Origin of the sequence: Ruminococcus sp. (genome assembly GCF_019423705.1) — a bacterium.
In the GTDB taxonomy this organism is placed as follows: domain Bacteria; phylum Bacillota; class Clostridia; order Oscillospirales; family Ruminococcaceae; genus Hominimerdicola.
In genome coordinates this window covers 1-24,791 of sequence record NZ_JAHZAX010000002.1, presented here as the reverse complement: position 1 = coordinate 24,791, position 24,791 = coordinate 1, and the positions used below count along the sequence as shown (strand labels likewise).

31 protein-coding genes and 1 tRNA gene are annotated in these 24,791 nt (G+C 43.0%); 7 read left to right on the top strand and 25 right to left on the bottom strand.

The window, feature by feature from the left end; translation table 11 throughout:
- Positions 1-18 precede the first annotated feature (18 nt).
- From QZ371_RS01715 to QZ371_RS01650, 14 genes are all read right to left on the bottom strand, one after another.
- On the bottom strand, positions 19-912 hold the full coding sequence (locus QZ371_RS01715; protein WP_295208176.1) for a polyprenyl synthetase family protein: 894 nt from the start codon (positions 910-912) through the stop codon (positions 19-21).
- Entirely contained in the window at positions 905-1,093 is a 189-nt protein-coding gene (gene xseB / locus QZ371_RS01710; RefSeq protein WP_295208173.1) for an exodeoxyribonuclease VII small subunit, read from the bottom strand. The genes QZ371_RS01715 and xseB overlap by 8 nt, the downstream gene beginning before the upstream one ends.
- Before the next feature lie 15 nt (positions 1,094-1,108).
- A complete protein-coding gene (gene xseA, locus QZ371_RS01705) occupies positions 1,109-2,302 on the bottom strand; it encodes an exodeoxyribonuclease VII large subunit (protein WP_295208170.1) in 1,194 nt (397 codons plus the stop codon).
- Positions 2,299-3,240, bottom strand: a complete 942-nt coding sequence (locus QZ371_RS01700; RefSeq protein ID WP_295208167.1) for a peptidase M22 — start codon at positions 3,238-3,240, stop codon at positions 2,299-2,301. The genes xseA and QZ371_RS01700 overlap by 4 nt, the downstream gene beginning before the upstream one ends.
- Positions 3,237-3,650 carry a transcription antitermination factor NusB gene (nusB, locus tag QZ371_RS01695; RefSeq protein ID WP_295208164.1) on the bottom strand — a complete coding sequence of 138 codons (414 nt, stop codon included), beginning with the start codon at positions 3,648-3,650 and terminating at the stop codon, positions 3,237-3,239. Before nusB ends, QZ371_RS01700 begins: the two co-directional genes overlap by 4 nt.
- A gap of 22 nt (positions 3,651-3,672) precedes the next feature.
- On the bottom strand, positions 3,673-4,029 hold the full coding sequence (locus QZ371_RS01690) for an Asp23/Gls24 family envelope stress response protein (protein ID WP_295208161.1): 357 nt from the start codon (positions 4,027-4,029) through the stop codon (positions 3,673-3,675).
- 126 nt (positions 4,030-4,155) lie between these two features.
- Positions 4,156-4,698, bottom strand: coding sequence for a SpoIIIAH-like family protein (locus QZ371_RS01685; protein ID WP_295208158.1), 543 nt, complete (start codon positions 4,696-4,698; stop codon positions 4,156-4,158).
- Between the two features lie 17 nt (positions 4,699-4,715).
- Entirely contained in the window at positions 4,716-5,273 is a 558-nt protein-coding gene (locus QZ371_RS01680; RefSeq protein ID WP_295208155.1) for a stage III sporulation protein AG, read from the bottom strand.
- Entirely contained in the window at positions 5,270-5,749 is a 480-nt protein-coding gene (locus QZ371_RS01675; protein ID WP_295208153.1) for a stage III sporulation protein AF, read from the bottom strand. Before QZ371_RS01675 ends, QZ371_RS01680 begins: the two co-directional genes overlap by 4 nt.
- A gap of 1 nt (position 5,750) precedes the next feature.
- Positions 5,751-6,887, bottom strand: a complete 1,137-nt coding sequence (locus QZ371_RS01670) for a sporulation protein (protein WP_295208150.1) — start codon at positions 6,885-6,887, stop codon at positions 5,751-5,753.
- Positions 6,888-6,897: 10 nt separating this feature from the next.
- Positions 6,898-7,281, bottom strand: coding sequence for a stage III sporulation AC/AD family protein (locus tag QZ371_RS01665; protein WP_295208147.1), 384 nt, complete (start codon positions 7,279-7,281; stop codon positions 6,898-6,900).
- Positions 7,281-7,478, bottom strand: coding sequence for a stage III sporulation protein AC (gene spoIIIAC, locus QZ371_RS01660; protein WP_295208144.1), 198 nt, complete (start codon positions 7,476-7,478; stop codon positions 7,281-7,283). The genes QZ371_RS01665 and spoIIIAC overlap by 1 nt, the downstream gene beginning before the upstream one ends.
- A gap of 34 nt (positions 7,479-7,512) precedes the next feature.
- Positions 7,513-8,001: a stage III sporulation protein AB gene (locus tag QZ371_RS01655; RefSeq protein ID WP_295208141.1), complete on the bottom strand. Its 489-nt coding sequence runs from the start codon at positions 7,999-8,001 to the stop codon at positions 7,513-7,515.
- Positions 7,994-8,938: a stage III sporulation protein AA gene (locus QZ371_RS01650; protein ID WP_295208138.1), complete on the bottom strand. Its 945-nt coding sequence runs from the start codon at positions 8,936-8,938 to the stop codon at positions 7,994-7,996. The genes QZ371_RS01655 and QZ371_RS01650 overlap by 8 nt, the downstream gene beginning before the upstream one ends.
- Positions 8,939-9,167: 229 nt before the next feature.
- On the opposite strand from QZ371_RS01650, the gene QZ371_RS01645 reads away from it, so the two are divergent.
- The 6 genes from QZ371_RS01645 to QZ371_RS01625 all read left to right on the top strand — a co-directional run bounded on the left by QZ371_RS01645 (position 9,168) and on the right by QZ371_RS01625 (position 15,127).
- Positions 9,168-10,136, top strand: a complete 969-nt coding sequence (locus QZ371_RS01645; RefSeq protein WP_295208135.1) for a MoxR family ATPase — start codon at positions 9,168-9,170, stop codon at positions 10,134-10,136.
- Positions 10,137-10,272: 136 nt separating this feature from the next.
- Positions 10,273-11,346 (top strand): DUF58 domain-containing protein, encoded by a 1,074-nt coding sequence (locus QZ371_RS01640; protein WP_295208132.1) that lies wholly within the window; start codon positions 10,273-10,275, stop codon positions 11,344-11,346.
- Positions 11,347-11,363: 17 nt separating this feature from the next.
- Positions 11,364-14,066 carry a transglutaminase-like domain-containing protein gene (locus tag QZ371_RS01635; RefSeq protein ID WP_295208129.1) on the top strand — a complete coding sequence of 901 codons (2,703 nt, stop codon included), beginning with the start codon at positions 11,364-11,366 and terminating at the stop codon, positions 14,064-14,066.
- 177 nt (positions 14,067-14,243) lie between these two features.
- The gene (locus tag QZ371_RS01630; RefSeq protein ID WP_295209165.1) at positions 14,244-14,441 is read left to right on the top strand and encodes a DUF3737 family protein; all 198 of its coding nucleotides are present in this window, start codon (positions 14,244-14,246) and stop codon (positions 14,439-14,441) included.
- Between the two features lie 27 nt (positions 14,442-14,468).
- Positions 14,469-14,621 (top strand): DUF3737 family protein, encoded by a 153-nt coding sequence (locus QZ371_RS11550; protein ID WP_366558684.1) that lies wholly within the window; start codon positions 14,469-14,471, stop codon positions 14,619-14,621.
- The gene (locus QZ371_RS01625) at positions 14,594-15,127 is read left to right on the top strand and encodes an aminotransferase class I/II-fold pyridoxal phosphate-dependent enzyme (RefSeq protein ID WP_366558683.1); all 534 of its coding nucleotides are present in this window, start codon (positions 14,594-14,596) and stop codon (positions 15,125-15,127) included. Before QZ371_RS11550 ends, QZ371_RS01625 begins: the two co-directional genes overlap by 28 nt.
- Before the next feature lie 140 nt (positions 15,128-15,267).
- Here QZ371_RS01625 and QZ371_RS01620 read toward each other — a convergent pair whose 3' ends face one another.
- The 11 genes from QZ371_RS01620 to QZ371_RS01570 form a co-directional block, all read right to left on the bottom strand.
- On the bottom strand, positions 15,268-15,495 hold the full coding sequence (locus tag QZ371_RS01620; protein ID WP_295208126.1) for a TetR-like C-terminal domain-containing protein: 228 nt from the start codon (positions 15,493-15,495) through the stop codon (positions 15,268-15,270).
- Positions 15,496-15,498: 3 nt separating this feature from the next.
- Positions 15,499-15,621: a TetR family transcriptional regulator gene (locus tag QZ371_RS01615; RefSeq protein WP_295208123.1), complete on the bottom strand. Its 123-nt coding sequence runs from the start codon at positions 15,619-15,621 to the stop codon at positions 15,499-15,501.
- A gap of 122 nt (positions 15,622-15,743) precedes the next feature.
- Positions 15,744-15,824 carry a CAT RNA binding domain-containing protein gene (locus QZ371_RS11545; protein WP_366558688.1) on the bottom strand — a complete coding sequence of 27 codons (81 nt, stop codon included), beginning with the start codon at positions 15,822-15,824 and terminating at the stop codon, positions 15,744-15,746.
- Positions 15,825-16,033: 209 nt separating this feature from the next.
- A complete protein-coding gene (locus tag QZ371_RS01605; protein ID WP_295208117.1) occupies positions 16,034-16,567 on the bottom strand; it encodes a methylated-DNA--[protein]-cysteine S-methyltransferase in 534 nt (177 codons plus the stop codon).
- Positions 16,568-16,700: 133 nt separating this feature from the next.
- Positions 16,701-17,648 (bottom strand): GNAT family N-acetyltransferase, encoded by a 948-nt coding sequence (locus tag QZ371_RS01600; RefSeq protein WP_295208114.1) that lies wholly within the window; start codon positions 17,646-17,648, stop codon positions 16,701-16,703.
- Between the two features lie 157 nt (positions 17,649-17,805).
- Positions 17,806-17,889: transfer RNA gene (locus QZ371_RS01595), tRNA-Leu, on the bottom strand.
- Between the two features lie 138 nt (positions 17,890-18,027).
- Positions 18,028-19,935: an ABC transporter ATP-binding protein gene (locus QZ371_RS01590; protein ID WP_295208111.1), complete on the bottom strand. Its 1,908-nt coding sequence runs from the start codon at positions 19,933-19,935 to the stop codon at positions 18,028-18,030.
- On the bottom strand, positions 19,928-21,802 hold the full coding sequence (locus QZ371_RS01585) for an ABC transporter ATP-binding protein (protein WP_295208108.1): 1,875 nt from the start codon (positions 21,800-21,802) through the stop codon (positions 19,928-19,930). The genes QZ371_RS01590 and QZ371_RS01585 overlap by 8 nt, the downstream gene beginning before the upstream one ends.
- Positions 21,803-21,919: 117 nt before the next feature.
- Complete coding sequence (locus QZ371_RS01580; protein WP_366558687.1) at positions 21,920-22,219, bottom strand: four helix bundle protein; 300 nt, start codon at positions 22,217-22,219, stop codon at positions 21,920-21,922.
- 77 nt (positions 22,220-22,296) lie between these two features.
- Complete coding sequence (locus tag QZ371_RS01575; protein ID WP_295208106.1) at positions 22,297-23,028, bottom strand: ATP-binding protein; 732 nt, start codon at positions 23,026-23,028, stop codon at positions 22,297-22,299.
- Positions 23,028-23,738, bottom strand: a complete 711-nt coding sequence (locus QZ371_RS01570; protein ID WP_295208103.1) for a LytTR family DNA-binding domain-containing protein — start codon at positions 23,736-23,738, stop codon at positions 23,028-23,030. The genes QZ371_RS01575 and QZ371_RS01570 overlap by 1 nt, the downstream gene beginning before the upstream one ends.
- A 382-nt stretch (positions 23,739-24,120) precedes the next feature.
- Here QZ371_RS01570 and QZ371_RS01565 point away from each other — a divergent pair.
- Positions 24,121-24,791: hypothetical protein (locus tag QZ371_RS01565; RefSeq protein ID WP_295208100.1), on the top strand; the 671-nt coding region annotated here is incomplete at its 3' end.

Below are 24,791 nucleotides of genomic sequence, written 5' to 3'. Positions count from 1 at the left end.
CAAGTTCCCCAATCTTTTTTAACTTCTTCTTGTAAGCATATCAGACGTAAGGTCAGACAGAAAAGCGCTGTCCTCAAAGTATTTGAGATGACCAAGTGCCTGTACTGTGAGCTGCTTTGCGATCTGTTCCGACTTTTCAAGTCCGAGAAGTGACACATATGTGTTCTTATGCTGTTCGCTGTCGCTGCCGATAGGCTTGCCAAGCTCTTCAAAAGTGCCTGTCACATCAAGGATATCGTCAACGATCTGAAATGCCCTGCCAAGCGCCTGCGCATAATCTACCGCAAACGGGATAGCATCAAGCTTTCCGCCGAGGATAACACCCATTACGCAAGCCGCCTCGATAAGCGCACCTGTCTTGCAGGTCTGAAGAATGTTAAGTGTATCTATATCTATTTCCTGATTTTCATATTTAAGATCGATGACCTGTCCGCCGATCATTCCGTCAGAACCTACCGCACGGGCAAGAACAGAAATAAGCATAACCGCCTTATCAGCAGATATCTCGCCCTCAAGCGCCGCATTCGAGATCACTTCAAAGGCAAGCGTATTCAAAGCGTCACCTGCCAGCAGCGCAATATTTTCAGGAAAAGCCTTGTGACAAGAAGGCTTGCCTCTTCTGAAATCATCATCGTCCATACAAGGCAAATCGTCGTGGATAAGCGAAAATGTATGGATAAGCTCGATAGAACAAGCGATATCAGCATACTTTTCAGGCCTTTTCTCACCGCACATACGACAAAATTCCAGCATAAGCACAGGTCTGAGCCTCTTACCGCCAGCCTGCAAAGAATATTCCATTGCCTCAACTACTTCGCCTTGAAGCTCAGGTTTTGACTTTGTCAGCTCTAAAAGCTTCTGCTCAATAAGCTCAACGTAATTGTCAAGCAGAGCCTTGTTCATATCAGTCATTTGCACACTCTCCATTCATTGCCTTAACAGAAAGCTTTGCGTTCTCTATCTCTTTTTTGCACTCCACAGAAAGGTCAACGCCCTCTTTATAAATTTCAAGAGCCTTGTCCAAAGGGAGCTTATTATTTTCAAGCTGACCTACTATTTCATTTAATCTCGAAAGATTTTCTTCAAATGTCATATTTCAAACAGCCTTTCATTTTATATAAGTAATCTCTGCCGATGCCTTGCCGTCCGCAAGACTTATCTCGACCTTGTCGCCGATCTGGAGCATTTTAGCAGAATTTACAACAGCGTTGTCTTTCTGCACAATGCTGTAACCACGATTAAGGACATTGAATGGGCTTAGCATATTAAGCTCCGCCGCCGATTTATCAAGGCTCGCTGACAAACGCTCAAGCTTTATATCCATTGCGCTGTCAAGCCTTTCTCTGAGCTTCAAAAGCTCTTTCTCGCTGTCCTCAAGCTTCTTTTCGGGGGAATGCAGCTTTATCATATTATATGCCGTATTCAGGTCATTTTCAGCAGAAGTTATTATCTTTTCAATCGCCTTATCAAGCTTTTCTTTTAGAAGAGCTATGGCGTTTATTATGTCCGCCTTATCAGGCGTTGCAAGTTCAGCCGCCGCAGACGGCGTTGGCGCACGCATATCCGCCGCATAATCAGCAAGCGTCGTGTCAGTTTCGTGACCCACAGCCGAAATTATCGGCGTATTGCAGGAATATACAGCCATTGCGACTTCTTCAGCATTGAACGACATTAAGTCCTCGCTGGAACCGCCGCCTCTCGCAAGAATAAGCGTGTCAGCTCCGCTCCTGTCAGCCGCTTTAAGCGCATTGCATATCGACTGTGGAGCAGCCGCTCCCTGCACCTGCGCAGGATATATCTCGACTGAGCAAACAGGATAACGCCGCTCAGTTATATGCAGAATATCCTGCAAAGCCGCACCTGTCAGCGACGTGACAACGGCTATCTTTTTCGGAACAAGGGGTATCCTTTTCTTGCCCTCAAGCGCAAACACACCAAGCTTTTCAAGCTTCTTCTTGGTCTGCTCAAGCTGCATATGCAAAATACCTGCGCCAAGAGGCGTTATCTCACTTGCGATGATCTGATAAACGCCGTCACGTTCGTAGACTTCAATGTTGCCGATAACAAGAACGCTCATACCATCCTGCGGCATAAATTTGAGCCTCGCCACGCTGCTTGAAAACATTACAGCCTTTAGCGCAGACTCGTTATCCTTGATAGTAAAATAGGCGTGTCCCGATTTGTAATGAACAACAAAATTGGATATCTCACCCTTAACGGCGATACCCTTTAATTTCAAATCCGATTTGATCTTGAAAGCCAAGTATTTATTAAGCTGTGAAACTGATATCACAGAACTCATTTCAAGATCAGTCCTTTCCTTATTGCGGCATATATGGCAACACCTGCGGCGTTATCGCTTGAAAAACGTGGTTCAGCAAAGCTGCCATACTTCTCCAAACTTGCCTTTATCATCTTGTTTGACATAACACCGCCTGCGTAAATAATTGGTATATCAGCATACTGTTTCAAAAGCTCGTTTGTTATCTGCAAAACAGCCGCCTTGACGCTTTCAATGCAGTATTTCGCAACATCTTCCCTGCTGCTTCCCTCGTCGATAAGCTTCAAGCACTTGTTCTCGATACCCGAAAGCGAACAGTAAAGCCCGTCAACTGAGGGTCTTATCTTAAAGCTCTTATCGCTTTTCTCCGCAAGCTTTTCAAGTTCAGCGCCGCAGGGAAAACCAAGCCCCAGCTTTACGCCTATCCTGTCAACAGCTTGTCCCGCTTTAAGATCACGACTGCCGCCGATCTCAGTTATATCAAGCACATTGTCTTTATCGGGTCGGCAAAGAAGCAGATCAGTCGTTCCGCCGCTTATGTGAAACGCCGCAAAAGGCTTATCGCTTTTTAACAGATCGAGCCTGCCACAGGAATAAAGCGCCGCTAAAATATGTCCGACTTGGTGTGAGGTCTTATAAAGCTCAGCACCGCTGACAAGAGTAGCCGCAGTCGCCGTATTCTCGCCCACAAGAAAGCAAGGCATATAAGAACCCTCTGCACATCTTGGCGCATAAGAATACCCAACAGACGCAAGCTCATATTTCTTGTCGAACAGCTCGTTCATCAAGGTCGGAAGCTGCTTTGTGTGCTGAAACACAGCGTCAGACTGTCTCAGTCCACGCTCGCCGACCTTAACAGGCAAAAGCTTTTTTAGCGACTTCACAGTCATATCTTCGCTGTCAAACAGCGCACAAGAAGTAGTGTAATTGCTGGTGTCGATACCTAAAACAAAACTCACTTGTCAGCCTCTTGGCTCTTTGAGAATGAACCCAGCACGCCGTTTACAAACGAAACGTCGGGCTCCAGCGCATACTTGCCTGCAAGAGCAACAGCTTCGCTTATTGCAACGTTCACAGGAACTTTCTCGTCATACATAGACTCATATATCGCAAGTCTAAGCAGAGCAAGATTTATCTTAGGTATACGGCTGACAGCTCTTTTATTGCTGAACTTTCCGATTATCTCGTCAAGCTCTTCCTGCTTTTCATAAACGCCCTCCACAAGCTTTTTTACATCATCTGTAACAGGCAGCTCGTCGATCTCCATTGCGAACATAAAAATATCGTCAAGCTCTTCATCAGGTCTGAACATCTTCTCAAAGCTCAGCAAAAATGCAGACTCTCTTATCTCACGCCTTGTTATTGGCACAAAAACACTTCCTTTATATTATTTATTCTTCCTCAGTCAGATTCACTCCGCAAACAGTAACATTGACCTTTGCGACAGTAAGCCCCAGCATATTCTGCACAGCGTCCTTGACCCTCTCCTGGATCTCCTCTGCGGCAGCAACAGCCTTCGCTCCCCTTTTCAGTATAATACCAATGGAAACAGATAAAACATCGTCAACAAGACCAATTCTTATGTTGCCGAAATTTTCTTGTCTGAACCAGATCTGACGTGGTGTCTTCATAACAGGCGCAATGCCGTAAACGCCGTCGATCTCACCAACGGTGTTTGTAATTATCTGTGCGATAACGTCCTGACTTATATGCAGGCTTTTTTCAACCTTTTTTGAAACCTCGTTCATAATATCCGAGCCTCCTTAATTTTATACAGAAAAAGAAATCCTTCAATCTATACTTATAGTTATTATATCATATTTAATGATATGTTACAAGTATTTTTGAAGGATTTTTTATGAATTGACAAATTTTTATTCTACATCATAAATTCTTATGTTCTCATTGGCAACGGAAACTTCGCTCAGCAATATATCCTTTATCTGCGCTGCTTCGCTGGCAACAAGCCCGTCGCTGTCCGTTTTCACAACGATATTTGCATTGTCGCCGTCGAGATACACGACGCAGTCCTCAAAGCCTGCTGCCTTGACAAGACTCTCTATCTTTGACTCCGACTCCATTAACCCTGTCATAGTCTCGGCTTCTTTTTCAGCAACCTGCTTTTCTTCGTCGGTAGCGTCACCGCCGCTCATAATGTTCTTCAAGGTCTCAACGGCTTCGTCTCTTGAATTCATTCGGTCTATCCTTGCCTGTGCGAAATAATCCTCCCCTCCGTCTGCACTCACGAGCTGTGCGTCGCCGTAATTGACGCTTTGGCTTTTGATAACGTCAGTCTGCTTGATCTTGCCGTTGGTTGCGGATACCGCATAATTTATGTACACCGCAAGTCCCAGCACAAGGGTCATTCCTGCAAGAATGATCTGTTTCTTTCCGATAATCATTGTTGGCTTTTTCATTTTTATTACCTCTTTCGTTATTTCTTTTTGCTTTCAACGCAAATGCTGCTGCTTGGGATATCAAGTGCTGTCGAAACAGCTTTTATCACTCGTTCGTTTACTTTTATATCTCCACCTCCTTCACAAACTATTACTACTCCGCTTATTTTCGGTTTGATAACTTTCTTTACCAGAGCCTCCTTTTTACCGTCCGCCTCCACCATAACTATCTGATTTTCATATTTATCGCTTGTACGATCGCCGTTGTTATCGGCGCTTTTTGTCAAATTTTCAGCATAAACATATTCTGTCGTTCCCTCGACCGTCACCATAACGCTGCAATCTCCCACGCCGTTTATCTGCGTAAGTATCTGTTTGAGCTCCTTTTCGGTGCGCTTTTTATAATTCTCCGTCTCATCTGAGCTTATGCTTTCAGTCGCTTTATCAGAGCTGGAACTGCTGCTTCCGCTTGGTACAAACTCCGACAGAAAAATAAACGCAATGCCTGCTATGCCGATAATGATTATGATCTTTGTCTTGAGATCAAGTTTTTTGAATGCTTTCAGCTTTTTCTCGACCTTGTCATTCAGTTTCAAAATTCGTCCTCCTGCAAAAATGTCACCAACACATCGGGCAGATCAGCTTTTATAAGCGCTTCCGCCCTGTCTTTGTCAGAAGCTTTTTTCAGTCTCAGCTTAACTTCTTCTAATTCTATCTCGTTATCAAGATTTATGTCTGCGATAACTGATATGTAAACATCATCTATCCCATTACTATTCAGCTTATCCTTGAAATATTCTTCAAAGCGCTGTTCGGCTTCATCAAGATAATATTGCTGGGCTGACTTTTCTATTTCGCCATATTCGGGAAGCTCCGCAAGCTGAGTGTAGTCTTTAAGGCTCACAGTAAATCCGCTGCCCATAAAGGGCGTAACAGCCGTCAAGATAAGCACAAGCCCTAATATTGTGCTCACCTGTTTTTTTAGCCCGCCCTCTGGCAGGGATATATCAGCTATCGCCGTGATAACGCCAACAATGCAGGTTATAAGTATTACAGTCTTTATAGTCTCCATTCTAAGCTCCTAAGTTCATTGCAGTCAGCATTATTACAGACGTCGCTATAACGAACACAACAGAATAAGCAATTATAATGCTCAACCCTATGGACAACACCGCATTAATATTCTTGAGCAGCTCCGAACATTCCCTGTTGCCCAGCACGTCGTTTATTATCTTTCCAAGCCATACAGCTACCTTTACCGCAATGACTGTTATGATAGGCTTAGCAACGATGATAACAAGAATAATTATCCCCACAACGCCAACGCTAGTGCGTATAACGCCTAAACTGCCCTTTACTGCTGAATAAGCTTCCGATATGGAGCCGCCGATAACCGGTATAAAGCTTGAAGCCGCAAACTTCAACGCTCTTGAAGACAGATTATCTGCTGCGCTTCCAGCAAAGCTTTGTATGGATAGCAAGCCAACGAATAAAGTCATCACTATACCCAGCAGCCATATGACTGCTTTTTTGACCGATTCGGCGACTGATGAAAACTGCAAATTAGGATTAACCGCCGAAACTATCGTCACCGCAAGCACCGCCGACAGGAATGGCATAAGCACATTGCCTGCAATGACCGCCGCTCCCTCACATATAAGAAGCATTATGCCGTAATATCCGCCGCTGGAAGATACATTGCTTCCAGCCGCCGCAACGCTTGAAAATATAGGTATGTACGAAGCCATAAAGCTGTTCAGCCGCTCTATTGAACTCTGCACAAGATAAAAACTGTCTGTTACGGTATCGCTAAGCACAAGAACAGTCGCAAGCACGCACACTATGGAAAACGTTTTGTCAAGCCCACCCTCGGGGGATAAGCTGCCCACAAGCACACAGAGCATTGCCACTGCTATTATCTTTCCAAGCATTACAAGTGGCTTTTTTAGCGCCTCCATAAACATTTCATAGCCTGAGCTTAATATGCTCTCCGCTTTTATATCTTCCACAGCCGATGGCTCGTCCACGGAGATATTGTTTTCATCTAGTATTTGCTGAACCTCGTCATCGCCCTCAAAGGACAATCCGTCGTTTATCTCGCTCACAAGTCTGTCATAAGCCTCGTTATCCGCTTCACTATCCGCAAAGACAGGAGCAGGCATTATAACGAATATCGCAAATATCATCAGAACAGCCGCCAACTTTTTCATATTCCACTTCCTAAAGCAAAGCTTTTACTATCTCTATTATGGCACTAAACAGCGGCAGGGATATCGACAGCATTGCAAGCCTGCCTGCAAGCTGTATCTGCGAAGCAAGTGCGTTTTCGCCGCAGTCCTTGCAATAATCCGCACCAAGCTGAACTATATAGCATATGCCGAGAGCTTTGAACACTATCTCTATGTAAAGATCGTCAATGCCAGCCTGCAAAAAGAGCGACTCTATGGTATCGGCAATGGCGGATATAAAATCCACCGACTGATATAACACAAGCCCCAGCACCGCAAGCACAGCCACAAGCTTTATCTCCCTGCTGTCCTTCTCAATGGTCTTGCAGATTATCACAGCAAGAATGCAGAAGCCAACTATCGTGATTATCTTCATCAGTACAGACCAAACACATCTTTGATAGTTTCGAACAGATCACCTATCTGTCTGACTATCATAAGAAGCACAACGATAAGACCTGCTAAAGTTGTCATCATAGCCTGTTCGTCACGCTCGGCTCTTTTCAGCAAGAGATTGAGCACCGCCACTATTATGCCTATGGCGGCTATCTTGAAAATAAGGTCTATATCCATAGTGTTAAGTCTCCTTTGTTATGTTTGTCCGCTGTCAGATAAGCAGGATAGCTATAAACGCCCCCGAAAGCACACCCAGCGAGCGATAAAGCTTTATCTTTGACGAATGGTTCTCCTGCTCTGCTTTTATCTTGTCGTCAAGTTCGCTAAGGGTCATATCAACGGCTAAAAGCTGTCCTTGAAGTTCAGTTGCTCCAAGTCTGCCGAAAAGCTCACTAGCTATATCTGCGAGGTCGCTGTCGAGCATATCTGACGTTCTGATACCTTTGCAGATCTCATTTCGTATATCAACCGCCGAAATATCAACATCGCCAAATCCAAATCCTGCATAATCTTTGCTTTGAGAAAGCTTTACAGCAATTTCTTTGAGAGTACAGCTACATTCAAGCATTGGCCGCAGCTCTGCTATCATACGCCGAAGCTGTTTCATCGTTCTGAGCCGCTTTATCCTGCTCTGCGCAAAAGAAAAACCTATCTGACTTGACGCCGCCATTATACATATGCAGCCGACAAGTTTAAGCATTTTTGTCACCTATCCTTGTAAGTGATATCACCCTGCCGCACATCGTTCCTGTTCCAAGTATTGCAAGGACGTCAAAGGCTTTTTCTTTTATAAGCTTTGAAATATATCTGCGCTTTTTTAGCTCGTCAAGGCTTGCGGCGTGGCAGGAAGCGATAAGCTTTACGCCCGAGTTAAGGGCATACTGCAAAGCTGCATAATCTTCCTCACCGCCTATCTCATCGCACACAAGTATTTCAGGGGTCATAACCTTTACTGCGGTCATAATACCCTCGTACTTGTTGTATGAATTGAAAACATCAGTCATTGCGCCGATAAGGTTTTGTGGCTCGCCGTTTATGGTCGCCGCAAGTTCGTTTCGCTCATCTATGAGGGATATCCTGTATTTTTCGCCCAAATGTCTCGTAAGGTCACGGAGGATAGTCGTCTTTCCGCCACCAGGAGGCGAAGCTATCAGCAGGCTTTGAGGCTTTTCGGCGAAGCATTTTGCAAAAAGGTCGTTTGAACTGCCTATCATTTCTCTGGCTATCCTTATATTGACAGACGATATATTCTTGACCGACTCAACGACATAATTTTTAGCAGGATCAAGCACCGCCGTTCCACAAAAGCCCACACGACAGCCCCCTTGAACGGTTATATACCCCCGTGCGATCTCACGATGAAAGCTGTGGAGGGAATTCTGAAAAGCACGCTGATAAACTGTTTCGATATCGTAAGAAGTTATCTGTATGCTGTCACCGGGTTCACGCATAAGCGTTCCTTTGCCGCTGAGAAAATACTCTTTTGAAAACGCCGTAACCGACAGCTTTCTGCCCCTGCGCAGGCGTATCTCCTGTATCCTGTCACGCTCGATCTCGGGGACGGAGAGGACAGCCGCTTTTATCCTTTCGGGCAGCAGACCATATATGTATTTTATCTTGTTTACTTCTCTTGTCATTTTGTCACTCCCTTTAAACTTGTCCTGTGATATACTATGAGACGGATAAGCTCTTTATGCAGGCGATTTGTTTATTGATACAGAAAACGTTTTAGAATATTGTTAATATTTACGTTGCAAAATACTTGAATTAGCATCGCTTTTATGATATAATGTTAATATGCTATGCACAAACAGCGTAATTTTTTGTGCACATATATGACAACAAAAGAAAAAAAGGAGAATATCAATGAAGAATAATCTGACTGAGCAGCAGGTAAAGGTACTGCAAATGTCTCAGAGCGTTATTAATGAAGTAAAGAAAGTCATCATCGGCAAGGACGAGATAATTATTAAGGTGCTGCTGTCGGTCCTCGCAGGCGGCCACGTTCTTATCGAGGATATACCGGGCGTAGGCAAGACCACACTTGCGGTGGCACTTTCCAAGGCGCTTTCACTTGACTATAAAAGATTACAGTTCACCCCTGACGTTCTGCCAACGGACGTAACGGGCTTTACTATATTAAATAAGGAAACACACAAGTTTGAATACAAGCAGGGTGCTGCGCTGACGAACCTGTTTCTCGCTGACGAGATCAACAGAACCTCCAGCAAAACACAGTCTGCTCTGCTGGAAGTAATGGAAGAGGGCAAGGTAACAGTTGACGGCGTGACCCACAAGGCTCCAGACCCATATATCGTTATCGCAACACAGAACCCTATCGGCTCTATCGGTACGCAAATGCTTCCTGAGTCGCAGATGGACAGATTTATCGTTAGGCTGACAATGGGATATCCAAGCCTTGAAAGCGAAGTTGCAATGCTCAGATCAAAGCAGAACCTTGTTCCTGTTGACAACGTTCGCCCTGTTGTTACGGCGCAGGATATCGTGCAGGCAAGAAAAGAAGTCGAGAATATCTATGTTTCAGATCAAGTGTTCCAGTATATTGCAATGCTTGCCCACGCAACAAGAAGCAACGAATATATCAAGCTGGGACTTTCACCTCGTGGAACTATCGCCCTGCTTAGAATGACAAAGGCTACTGCCCTGCTCAAAGGCAGAGATTATGTTATTCCGGACGACGTTATTTACACATTCAATGATGTTGTGCTCCACAGAATGGTATTCAATTCAAAGGCAAAGATAAACGGCATAAGCGGCGAGCAGGTGCTCAAGAGCATTATATCCTCTGTTCAGGTCCCAAGGATAAACGAATAGCGGAGGGGCTTTATTAATGCTGATTTTATATATAATATTGTTCATTGCCTCGATCTTTTTCTATATATTATATGTTGGCAGCTTTTCATTTTATCTCTTTGCATTTTTGTTTATCACACCGATAGCGCTTTTTGTAATGCTTAAAAAGATGTCAAAGAAAGTATCGGTAAACTTTGTTTCGGCGCAGAGAATGGCAAGCAGATCGTCAAAGATACCTGTTGTGCTGAAGCTTAAAAACAGCTCGAAGCTGCCTGTTTCAAATCTGATAATAGAGATAGAATACTGCAACACTCTTGATAGAGAAAAGAACGTAATGAAGATAAACACGCCAGTTTATCCTGAGGAAGTTCAATATCTTACAATGCACATTTCCGCAAAGCATTACGGCACGATAAAAATGCACATAAAGCGCTGCCGTATCATCGATATGCTAAAGCTCTTCAAAATAAAGCTCCCTGTCAGCGGTGAAAGCTCCGTTATGAGCGACTGCACATTCACCATCGTGCCTGACTATATCCCTATCGACAACAACATCGCAAATTACTCCGAGCTGGGTCTTGAAACGGACGAATATTCAAAGACCTCAAAGGGCGACGACCCATCTGAGATATTCGACATTCACGAATACAAGGACGGCGACAAGATAAACAGGATACATTGGAAGCTCACCGCAAAACAGGATAAGACTATGGTAAAGGACTATTCTCTGCCTATATCAAATTCTATCGTGATCATGGTCGATCTTAACATCGACACGTCCAAAGACAATTATATGCTGCTTTACGATACAATAATCGAGTCGGTGGCGTCTATTTCATATTATCTTGTTGATAACGACACGCCGCACAAGGTCGTGTGGTTTGATGAGTGCAAAAATGCTAGTGAGATCATAAACGTTACTGACGAAGAATCGGCACGGCTTGTCATAAGCTTGCTGCTGCAAGCTGCTGTTTATTCTCAGCCTGACTTGTCCCTTGAGAATTATATAAACGAAAGCGAAAGATACAAGTGCGGACACCTTTTGTATTTTTCTTCTGTTTACAATCACAATCTCAGCGGCGTGATGAACGACAACGATCTTGCATTCAGATATTCCTATATGCTGGTAACAGATAAAAAGAACGACGAACACATCAGCGATGAATTTGCTGAAGTGGTAAACGTTGCAGCTAAACATATGGCTGAAAGCATACAGGAAATTTGTCTATAAAGGTGAAAAAAGAAAAGATGAAAAAGAAAAAAGTAAAGAACAAAAATAAGGACATTGGCTTTATAAGCGGCAACGGCATTTGTATCGACGGCGATATACTTCTTAGCTGCGAGCACGAGCACACGGCAAGATCATACCTATGGCTGCAAATAATCATCGCATTTGTGGCAACGCTGAGCACCGCCTCAATGGCAAGGTCATTTCTGGATATGGATATCTACCTAAATCCGCTGATATACTATTCAGCACTTATGACCGTGGTTTTCGGACTTATGAAGTCAAAACATAATATTGTGAAGTTTTCGGCGCTGGGCGTTTTTGCACTTCATATCGTGTATATGATAACGAACTGGTCGAACATACGATACGGAATGTTCGTTGTTATCGACCGATATCTTTCAAGAGCAAATCAGCCGAACTCCACTTGGGGCGTTCAACTCAACGGAATAAGCCTTGACGATTATCCATATCTTGCCTCAAGCTTCTTTGTGCTGCTCATAACCATAATCGCCCTTGGAATTGCGGCGGCGTGTATTTACAGGATAGATTTTCCGCTGCTTTTCATTATGACATTCCCTGTCTTTGAGCTTGGAATGTACTGGGGCTGGGAGCCTTCAATGTGGACTGTTATTGGGCTGTTCATATGCTGGGTCATTATCCTTGCAATGCACATAATCAATCACACCACAAACAAGGCAGGGCGAAAAAACACCTTTGCCGTCCACGAACGCAAGCGGACTTTCTACTTCACTTCCGAAGAGAAAAAATCCTGCTTCTATGCGGTCTACATCAAGTATATTGCGGCGCTGTGCGGAATTATCCTCGGTGGAATAATCATTATCTCAAAGGTAACAGGCTTCACAAGGCCTGAAGTATTTACCAAATACAGACACGATATCTCAACGGCGGTGGCAAATTTCTCCCTTGAAGATCTGCGCAACGCTTTTTCAGATTATGACGGCGGCTTTGACCTGTTCGGTATCAAAACTGTTGGCGGAACAAACGGCGGTGTGCTTGGCACGACTGAAGGCATAAGCTTCAACGGCTCGACAGCGCTGAGGATAGAAGTTCCTGCCTTTGATGACGCAATGTATCTGCGTGGCTATGTTGCAGGTTTTTACGAAAACAACACTTGGACGCCTATCAACGTCAATGAGGACAACGTCAAGTTCGATGATTATTTCAATGCTTCCGAACTTTGGGTGCAGGATATGAACTATGACATTCTTGACAGAAAATACGGTGATTCTTTCGGAATAAGCACCATTGATCCTAAGGAGATAAAGGTCTCCGTTCTCGGCGCAAGCAAGAAGTTCGTTTATGCGCCGTATTCGGCGCTTTATTCCAGCGATGGCAATACGGGCAAAGAGCGTATGAGGCCGACGACTGAGTCATATGTAAAACTCAGTGCAACTAAGTATTCGCTGTTTTACTATAACCCACTTGACCTTTCATCCAACTATGAGTCGCTGCCCGAAACTATTACTACGGTGGGCGGCATTTATTCGGAAAACGAAAACAAGGCGTTTGATGAATATGACAAATTTGTCAGAGAACAGTATCTTGAAGTCAGCGAATCGGAAGCTCTTGATCGTGTTTACAATGAGATAGTTTCAAAATATCTCGGCGGATACAGCAGCAAATATTCTTATTACGAAGTCGCAAACGCTATCAAGGACTATTTTGCAGAGAATTTCACATACACCCTCGAGCCGGGCATAACGCCGTCGGGCGAGGACTTCATCGAGTATTTTCTTGACGTTCAGAAAGAAGGTTACTGCTCATATTTCGCAACAGCAGGCGTTGAGCTGCTGAGAAAATTCGGCTTTCCTGCACGATATGTTGAGGGCTATATGGTGCTTGGTTCGCAGCTCGGTACTGAGCCAAACAGTTCGGGAACATATGAAGTCACGGTCAAGGACAAGTGCGCACACGCTTGGGCTGAGGTATATATCAAGGACGCAGGTTGGTATCCTGCTGAGTTTACTCCGGGATATGACAACGACAACCCTAATCTTACAGACAAGGAAAAAGACCCGACCTCAGTTTCAACTGTCACGACAACGACGACAAATCAGAACCCTGCCACGACAAAGCAGACTGAAAGCAAGAGCTCAATAACCACAAAGCCTAACGTCAGCAACGGCACAGCAAAGACCACCACCAAAAAGGCTGACTCTTCTTCAAGTTCCAGCTATGCAGGCGGACTTTCATCGGGCACAAACAGCGGCTCAATCAAGGGCGTAACAAGCTCTGAGGACAGCAAAAAGCCTGTTTCTAGCACATTCAAGGGAATGTTGATCTCGGTGATCGGGCTTGTTGCCATACTGACGATAATTGTATTGCGCAGGAAGATGACCATTACGAAGATACAGCGAGAGCTTACCGAGGGCGAAAGCCGTGAACGGGCGATAAAAGCCTTCACCTATATGCTGAAATATCTCAAGCTTGCAGGCATTAGCGGCAGCAGAAACAGGACGGACTTGCAGCTTTGCGATGAGCTTATTGCTAAATGCCGTGAAAAGGGTCACGAAGAAATGACCGAAGCGATAGATCAGATAACGAAGATTGCGGTCAAGGCTCATATGAGCGACAGCGAGATAACGAGCGAAGAAGCTGATCTTGCGGTTGAGAAATTTGAACGCATAAAGAAAGCTGTTCAGCCTTTACTTTCAGGAATGGATATTATTTCTGCTAAATTCGTTTATTGTCTCTATTAAAATAAATTTTCGCCCCTATGCAATGCTCTGCATAGGGGCGGTTTGTGGGTATTTATATTTTTTGAAGCTTTGTGTTATAATGTATATGGGCAGAATAAATAGCTTCACAAAAAGAGACAATTTCTCCTGTCTTGAGCATTTGATCTATACGATAAAAAGGCGTGGAAAAAGACAGAAATACAAAAAAATGAACTATATACAGGCGAACGTGCGCTGTTTATGGCGCAGGGTAAAGAAATAATCAGCTGCACATTTGACGATGGCGAATCGCCATTGAAGCACAGCAAGAACATCAAGCTCAGCGGCGTTAGCTTTAAGTGGAAATATCCACTTTTATACAGCGAGAATATCACTGCTGGGAATATGTTTTATTAAAATCTAGAGCTTGTAAACTGCAAGCTTGTGAACACTACCCTTGCTTTTCAATATTCGACAGTAGACGCTGACATTATCGGAAATGTTGACAGCGTTAAAAATTCTACAAGTAGGATATCAAAGGGAGCGAGCTGCCGATGTGGGTGGCTGATATGGATTTTCAGACTGCCCCTGAGATAATCGACGCAATAATAAAGCGTGTCCAGCACGGCGTTTTCGGCTATTCGGTCATTCCCGACGAGTGGTATTCGGCATACATAAACTGGTGGAAAGATCGTCACCACATTGAATACAGCAAAAATCAGCTTATTTTCAGCACGGGCGTTATACCGATAATTTCAATCTGCGTTCGCAAGCTCACCACCCCGGGCGAGAACGTGCCTATTATGACACCTGTTTACAATATTTTCTTTAACTGCATAAAGAATAATGGCAGAAATGTGCAGGATTGTGCGCTGGATTATAGTGACGGCAATTACAGCATTGATTTTGACAAGCTTGAAAAAATGCTTGCCGACCCGCAGATAAAGGTCGTAAAGTCGAACGCAACCTATCTCTTGTGGCTCGACTACTCTGCCCTTGATGTGACGGCAAACAAACTTACTGCGCACATCAGAAAAGAGACGGGACTTATGCTTTCAAGCGGTGAGATATACGGCAAAGAAAGCGGAAAATACTTCTTGTGAATGAACATTGCCTGCCCGAAAAGCTCAGTTCTTGACGGACTTGAACGGCTGAAAAAGACTATCGAAACGCTATAAATAGAATACAAAGCGAAAGCGCATTACAGGTCATTGTCTGCAATGCGCTTTTTTTTGGCGTTGGCTCAATATTTATTCTCGCTGACCTTAATGCCCTCGACCTCTTCAACTTTATTTACAATATTCATAACAATGCCCGAAAAATCGTTGTAGAAAAAGCGGCGGAGCTCGTCACGGCCCATTGAATCATAGGCGCAATTTAGGATATGCTTGTTCTCTTCCACATAATCTATAACAAAATTGACAGCTTCATCATAATCGAGCAGCAGGTCAAAGCTCTTGAATACCTCCACGGCTTACTGCTCAAGCGTCCATTTCAGCAAGGATTGAACGTCCTCAAAATGGTAATAAAAGGTCTTGCGGTTTATATTGCAGTCGGCGACTATCTCGCTGACTGTTATTTTTGACAGCGGTTTCACAGCCATAAACTTTTTTCAGCGATGAGGCTATTATTCTCTTTGTGTTCAATGTTGAGGAAAGCAGACGCAGCATAGCAGACCCCAGTGAAGCAATGGTTGACGCACTTTGCAAGTCAACAAGCTCAATACTTTCCAGCGGACTTACAACCGTTATCGTCCTTTGCGATGACGACATTGTTATTCAGAATTTTCTTTATCTTCACCGCAAACCCTCCTTATACCAAAAAAGCAACACCTACACCTTGCCATACAGATATACTGTAAATCCCGATAGTGTGGTATTGCCTGCTTATCCAGTAACAAACCAGAAATATTAACTTTTGCTCTATAAGTATAATACCACATATCGGGTTTAATTTCAATGCACGTTTTTTACGATTTTTGCGGATTATTTTTGTTTATTGTGCACTAATCACAGTGCAATACCTTTCTTTGGCACATAAAACTCATTCATATCGCAGCGTTCAAGCTCCAGCAGCTTTACCTTCTTGTCAATACCGCCGGCATAGCCTGTAAGGCTTCCGTTCGTGCCAACAACACGGTGACAAGGAATAATTATAGAGATCTCATTGTGTCCGACCGCACCGCCAACCGCTTGGGCTGACATTTTTGAGAGACCACGCTTTTCGGCAAGCTGACGTGCGATATCGCCATACGTCGTGGTCTGCCCGTAAGAGATCTGCAAAAGAATATCCCACACGTCCTTGCGAAAATCAGAACCTATCAGGTGCAGCGGCGGCATAAAGTCAGGCTCTCTACCCTCAAAATAAATATCCAGCCAGCGCTTTGCCTGTGAAATTATGGCTGTTTCCTGTTCGGTATGCTCTTCAGGAAGGTCGTTGGCAAAATACTTTTGCCAGTCAAACCACAACCCAGTCAGCCCGATATCGTCCGCTGCGATCAGCATACCGCCCAAAGGCGAATTATAGTGTTGTGTGTAGATCATTGGGGGGCACCTCGAGAAAATACTTTTATTTATTGTTATTATATCATAAATTATAGGGATAGTCCAGCGGATTTTTATTGAAATATCAATTGGTAACTTAAAAAGCCGCAGTTATTTCCTGCTGCTTTTTCACTCAAATATTTTTCTCAAACATTATTTTAGTCAATTCGTTATTGTCATCACAAACGTTTCTCGTCCTACTGATTTCAACAAATCCACATTTTTTATATAGACTTATTGCAGGCAAATTGTCAGAAGTCGTCTGAACGCAAATAGTTTTCTTGCCTTTATCACGCAGAAAGTTTTCAGAAAATTTAACTGCAAATGTGCCCACGCCCTTATGCTGATATTTTGGCTCAACAGCAAGCATTGAGATATAGCCGATATCAGCATTATCAAGCCCGTTTAGTTTCAACCAAGCAACAGGCATAATGCCTCGACAGATCAGAAAGTTCTGCTCGTCTGTATCATAATTCAAGACTGCCCTGCACCACTCACCATAAGATATTTTGTCTCCGTGAAGTGCCTGCAAATTTTTGTTGTAAAGGTCGGCTACTATCTTTAAATCAAATTTATTTTGTACATTCACGGCATTGTAAATTTGCTCGAACTGCTTTTCAAACATCAGGTCGCCGTCATTTATCAGATCATTAAACCGCTGATATGGTCTTTCAGTAAAGCCAAGCTTTTTCTGCAACTCAAGTGACGGCGTATTTTCGGGATCAACGTAAGTTCGCACAGTTTTACAGCCCTCGTCTTTCAATACATCAAAGGCTGTCGTAATCATTTTCTCCGCAATATGCTTGCGGCGGTGATCTTCCACAACAAACAGATCACCATAATACCATAGTGTAGGATCATCAATATTTTGCATACAGCAGACCCGTCCCACAAAATCGTCAGAACTGTTTTGTGCTATCACATTAAAGTAATTTGTTTTTGACTTAAAACTATAAATGGTACTCCTCAATCCTGCAATATCTGGTTGCCCCCAAAGAGAATCAGAGATATGCAAAGCAAGTTTTTCTGATAAATATTCACTTATCCGTATAATTATGATCTCACTATTTTTTGTGTCCATAAAAGCCTCATTTCATAAATAAAAAAGTGTTCCCGAAAAATCGAAAACACCTGAAATTATTATTCACAAAATGAGTTAAAATACAAAGCAATGTGAATGATAGATACTTCCGATCTTTCTGTTACAAATGTTCATATCATTCACCTGCCTTTTAATTTGGTGCGGGTAACAGGACTTGAACCTGCACGGTGTTGCCAATAGAACCTAAATCTATCGCGTCTGCCAATTCCGCCATACCCGCATATTTGCATACAAAACACAACTTTTATATTTTATCATACCGAGCAACATTTGTCAAGAGCTTTTCGCACAAAAATGCCACAAAATTTCCGTCAAAAGCAAAAAAGCCCGTATATACGGACTTTTCGCAAATATAAAATCAAGCAAACAACTCCCCTGCGGTATCCTTGTAATATTCCGCCTGCGCCGCCCACATTGCAGCGTAAATACCGCTTTTGTCGATAAGCTGGTCGTGACTGCCCCGCTCTGCTATGCTGCCGTTGTCCAGAACTGTGATATCATCGCAGAAACGGCAGCTCGACAGCCTGTGAGAAATGTATATCGCCGTGCGTGTGCCAACAATGCTGTTGAACTTTGTGTAGATATCATATTCCGAGATCGGGTCAAGTGCGGCCGTCGGCTCGTCAAGAACGATGAATGGCGATCCTTTGTATATCGCCCTTGCAAGGCAAAGTTTCTGCGCTTCGCCGCCCGATATCTCCACGCCGTTTTCATTGAAATCTTTGTAAAGATATGTGTTTATGCCGTCTGGCATACTGTCAAGCCGTTCGGATAGTCCTGCCTTGCGCACGCAGTTTTCAACACGCTGGCTGTCAAATTCAGTATCGGCGGCAACATTCTCCGCAAGGCTGAATGAAAACAGCTTTGAATCTTGAAAGACGACTGAGAAAAGCTCCACATATTCCTCATAGGAATACTTGCGGATATCAATGCCGTTGAGTGTTATCTCGCCCTTTGTTGCATCATAAAGCCTGCAAAGAAGCTTTATCAGCGTGGATTTGCCCGAACCATTCCTGCCGACCAGCGCCATTTTCTCGCCAATACGCCACTTGAGATTGACGTCTTTTAGGACGTATTCCTCGCAGTTTGGATATTTGAACCAAACGTGCTTGAACTCAAATTCGTATTCGTTATCATCACGCTTTTCTGTGGGAATAGTACCCTTATATTTTTCATCGGGGATATCCAGAAAATCGAAATATTTCTTGCAGAAAGACGGCGTTATTTTCAACAGTCCGTAGAAGTCAGAAAGCTCTGATACGCCTGCTGATATCTTTTCAAAATACAGCGCAAAAGCTATCACTTCGCCGGGGGACAACATTCCGCTTGCCGCCCTCATAACCGCAAAGCCGTACATAAGTGCTTTTGTGATGATATTGACAAGCTGACAAAGAAAATTCGGCAGCATAGCTGACTTATATGCTTTTAACCAGCCCTCTGCTATCTCATCTCGTGCTTTATCAAGCTCTTTATCAATAAGCTTTTGCTGGGAATATATTCTTATCTCTTTGCCGTTTCGATAATTGCGAAGAATGTAATTACTGAAAAAGCCATCTGCACGATTTGCCAGAATGACCTTTTTGTCATTTTGTACCTTTTCAAAACCAAGTATCGCTTTAGGGTTTATGACCAAGGATTTGAGCATTTCAAGCAAAACAGTTATTATAACTACCACAAGAAAGCCCCATATTGACTGAACGAAACCGCTAACCCCCGTTGTGGTGACAGGCTTTGCTAAAACCATTGGTATGATAAGTATAACGCCTGTTATTATCAAGAATATTCCGCCGATACCAAATTTGATATAGTTACACAGAGCTGGTATGCCAGCGTTATTATTATCGACCTGACTATCTGCGTTTGAAAATTTGTTTTGTGTATCGGTACTTTCAAGGTGGATAAAATCCATTGTCATTACTTTCTGCCAAAGGTCTTTATGCAGATTGGTACTTCTGGCAAAAGTCTGAGAACTTGAACGTCTTAAAAGGAACAAATCTATCATAAATATCACAGCCTGCACACCAACAACTATCGCTGCATAAGAAAGCAGAGTTCCAATAGGTTTTGACTGCGTAATGCCGTCGATAACAAGGGCGGACAGATATATAAAGGCAAAATCTAAAGAACGGAACAGCAAACACTCAATGATCTCTCTTATAAAATAACCGCTGTCGGCGATCCTTATGGCTTTCAAAGTCCGTTTGATTATCTCTCGTTTTTCCTTTGCGGAAAGCCTTTCCTCTTTGTTTTCATTATTTTTACTCATTTATCTGCACCTCCTTGTCATTGTAATAGGAACTTTGAAGCTCGAAAAGTTCGGCGTATTTTCCGCCCTGCGCCATAAGCTGGGCGTGAGTGCCTGTTTCTGTTAAAGTGCCGTTTTCTATCATTATTATCCTGTCGCAGAACCTTGTTGAGGCAAGGCGGTGGGATATGAAAACGCTTGATTTGCCTTTAGTGAAATCGGCGTATTTCAAATACATTTCCTGCTCTGCGATAGGGTCAAGTGCGGCTGTCGGCTCGTCAAGAAGAAGTATTGGTGCGTCCTTATACAATGCCCTTGCAAGAGCAAGCTTTTGCGTCTGACCGCCCGAAAGCTCGGTGGCATTTTCAAAAACTGACTTCACAAGCCTTGTGTTTTCCTTTTCGGGCAGGCTCATAACTTTATCGTAAAGTCCTGCTTTTTTGAGGCAGTCGTAAACTTTTTCACGGTCGAAATTATCCGCATCTGCCCCTGCGATATTTTCAGCGATAGTCACCGCAAGCAGGGCGATATCCTGAAAAACTGCGCCGAAAAGTGTGAAATATTCATCTCTGTTATAGCTGTTCGCAGGCTTGCCGTTTAGGAGTATCTCGCCCTCGGTGGGGTCATAAAGTCCGCACATAAGCTTTATAAGCGTGGTCTTTCCTGCACCGTTAAGTCCCACAAGGGCAAGCTTTTCACCTTTATGCAGAGTGAATGAAACATTCTGAATGGTCGGTTTTTCAGCACCGGAATATGTATAGCTGACGTTTCTAAATTCAAGTTCGCACTCCCCTGTTGGAAGTTTTTCGCCTTTGCCACGATTGGTCTTATCGGGCATTTCAAGATATTGTCTTGCATAGGAAGTGTTGTTTGAAAGCCATTTGAAGCCTGAAAACCTGTTAAAAGCGTCTTTGACAGATTCACGGAATCTGCATATAGAATTGAAATACAGCACAAAATCCCCTGCACCTATATTGCCTATAACTACCATATAAATTACATAAGCATAGGCGGCAAGATCTGCAAGCCGCAAGATGATAGTTTCCACAACATTGTGACGGAATATCCATTCGTCCTGCTGTTCATACCAGTTCAAGCGGTTTGCATATGAGCGGTCGAAAACCTTGGTGAACCATTTGTCCATTCCGAAAATGCGCACATCTTTTGCCGAAGAAAAATCTCTGCCTGCGCAGCGGATATAATTAAGCTCACGGTCATACTGCTGCCAATTATCCGTCATATTCCATACCCATTGCCATTTGTGCCGATCAAGAAAAAAGACCGTAATAGTAGGAACGCTGACTATAAGCATCATTATAGGGTCAAGCATCGAGATTATACCGCCAAATGCTACGATCTGTATCAACGACATAAGAAAATCTTCAAGTGTATAAATTGTCTGAGTGGTTATGTAATCTGAACCGTTCTGTGCCTTTTGCATCAAGTTGCTGTTCTCGCAACTTTCGTTGTTCTCATAGTCAGTCGACATATGCTTGCGATGCATTTTTCGCAGCATATAGTTGATAAATTTGAAGTGACCTACATACCCGACATAATCACACGCTTCACCTTTGATATACTTTGATATACGCTCACCGATTATAAGCAGCAGACATATGACTGCAAGCCTTATGCGTGATGATGTTCCCAGAGCAAGCTCAACAACATATTTGCTTGTGAACGTATTAAAAAGTGTGGCAGCGACGCTTGAAAATATCTGCACGATAACCAATATCAGCATTATCGGCTGGCTTTTCCAAAGCTCATAAAGGGTATAGCGCATATTTTCAAAGGTCTTGTACTTTATTTTGCTTTGCTCTTTATTGTACTCCTCCCTCGCTTTCTGCCGTTTTTCTTTTGTGTACTTTGCGATCTTTACACGTTTCATATTCTCACCTCTTTCCAATATGATATCACAAAAAAGACCGCTTGTGTTGATTTTTGCACGAACGGTCGATATATTGCACGAATGGTAATACAGTTAATAGTTAATAGTTGATGGTTATTAGTTGGATTTTGTTGATTTTACTATTGATGTGAGTATTTTAATTATCTCGATGCAGTCGGAACTGATGCTTTCATATTGCTCTTGTGTTATGTAATCTGTTTCTACGAGAAGCTCCAGCCAGTATGAAGTTTCTGCTGCTTCTTTAAGTGCAATGCTCATTTTGCTGATGAAATCCGCTGTACTCTGACCATATTCTCCCTCTTTGACATTTGCCCCGATACTTGTCCCACTACGTAGTATTTGTTTAGAAATAACAAATTCTTTCTTCTCTGCATTTAAGTATTTATATAACTTAATTATTCTAATGGCAAATCGCTTACTTTTTCTCCTATAATTGATTTGTTATACATATTTCACCTCACAACTATTCACTATTAACTACTCAGCGGCAGCATAATCTCTGTTGCGAAAACGCCTTCCTCATTCTGTCGATTGACATAGCCGCCGTACTTTTTTGCTATGCGGTCGATACGAAAAAGCCCATAGCCGTGTTCGCCCTCTTTTGTCGAGCGATACACCCCGCTGATCTTATTGACCTTGCCTGCGGCATTCTGCACGGAAATGTAAAACTGCCCTTTCAGCTTGCTTATATACACACGAAGAAAGCGCTCTTCAACCTCAAGCTTTTGGCAAGCCTCGGCGGCGTTGTCAAGAAGATTGCCAAGAACTGCGCAAAGTTCAACATCGGTCAGAGGGATATTTTCGGGTATCTGCACCTTAACTGTGGTCTTGATATCCAGCTTTTCAGCAACGTTCAGCTTGCTGTTGAGCACGGCGTCCGCCATTATGTTTCCGGTTTTTATGACAGTATCGACTGTGTTCAAATCCTCCGCCAGTTCGTCAAGATATCCGTCAAGCTGAGTATAATTATCCTCAGACAGCAGGATTTTCATATTTTGGATATGATTGCGGTAATCGTGCCGCCAGCCACGGACTTGTCGATACATATTCTGTATCTCATTGACCTGCTTTTCGATAAGTTCGCTCTGAAAGCGCTCAATGCGGCGGTCGATAAGGTTGTAGAATTTGCGGCGGATAAGCTTGACGGCCGCAAAGATAAGAACGCAGATGACTGCGGCGGATAGTACTATTATAATGTATTTCATTATTTTTCACCTGTGTAAAATTTGATAAACTGCGAATTGACATCGCTATAAAGTCGTCTCGATATTGGCACGGCGGTGTCATCATCAAGAATGATATCAATTTTGGTTATTGAGCGGACATACCACAAATTCACAAGATAAGACCTATGGCAACGCACAAAGCCCTGCAACGCCATATCAGAAAAATGGCTTATGGACAAATTACAGTCAAGCGTCCTGCCGTCAGAAAGATAAACGGCGGTCTTGCGGCCTTGCGCCTCGATATTGGTGATATTGTCGGGAGAAATGCGGACAGTCTCATCGCCGCAAGCAAGAATAATTTGCTCAGCGGTGACATTCCTTTGAGTGAACTTATCCAGCACAGCAAAAAGCTTGCCCTCGTCCACGGGCTTTATAAGATAGTGCAGAGCCTCAACGTCATAGCCCTCTGAGATATATTCCGAATAGCCGGTAATAAAGACGATGGGCAGCATATCCCCATAAGAACGCAGCTTTTTCGCAAGTTCCATACCATTTATGCCATTCATTTCAATATCCAGCAACAGGATATCGCAGGGGTCATCGGCATATGAAAACAGGAAGCTTTCAGCGCTTTGATATTCAGCAATATTTATAGCAAAAGGCTTGTTCGCAGACCAGTTATTCAGCAGTCTTCGCAGCAAAGCAATCTGCTTTTCGTCATCGTCGCACATGGCAATCGTTATGGGCATTGTTGTCACCTCGGGTTAAGTATACCGATATTATAACACATATTGGTGGAGAGTTCAATATGATTTGCAAGTAATGAAACAGAACGCATACGTCAATTAAATCATCAAAAACAGCAAGAGTTACAGCAGCCAGAGAGGGAGAAAAAATGATAAATTAAAACGCAGAAAAAACAAAGCTCCGTATTCGGTTGTGTCAAATACGGAGCTTATGATTATTGAAATGATAATTTAATTTTTCTGCAAACATAGAAAAAAACAGATGAATTGTTCACGGACATAGGGGCTAATTCCCCACAGGCGACTTCAATCATCTGCTTCAATAATAGTGTAGCATACACGATGTCAAATTTCAAGTTTAAGTTACAGAAAGGGGTATATATATATGCCAGTTATGGAAAAAGAGAACCCTATACAGAGTTTGGAACAGGAACAAATTTTAGAGTATGCAAGGAAAATTCAACAGAATAATACTGAGGACAAAAAATTTGCCGATAGTTTAGACCGGTATCTGCAAAACAAAGAAAGGACTACTGATTTTATTACAGTTGGGAAAACACCAAACGCTTTATCATTAGCAGGTGCTGATACTAAACTTAATATTGTTATTGCTCCAAGAACTATAGCTAAATGTATGTATGAAGCAGATAAACATTACCATGGTCACGGACTAAGTGATGATATTATGAAGCAAATTCCATTGGAACTTAGAAATCCTACTATGATATTTAAAGGCAATAAGGATAATTCACTTGTAGCAATAACAGCCCTTAAAGACAAAGAAAACCGTGAGATTATGATTGCTGTTAGTTTAAGTGAACGTGAAAATCGTCACGAAGTAAATAGAGTTTCTAGCATTTATGGTAGAAACAATATGACTAATTATTTAAAAGCACAAATAGATCAAGGAAATTTAATTGCTGCAAACACAGAAAAAGCCAATGAAATGCTTCAATCTGCCGGGCTACAATTGCCCCTAGAGGAAACATTCATTAGTTTCAATAATAGTATAGCATATACAACAGCAAATGTCAAGTACCCGGAACAGGAAAGTCC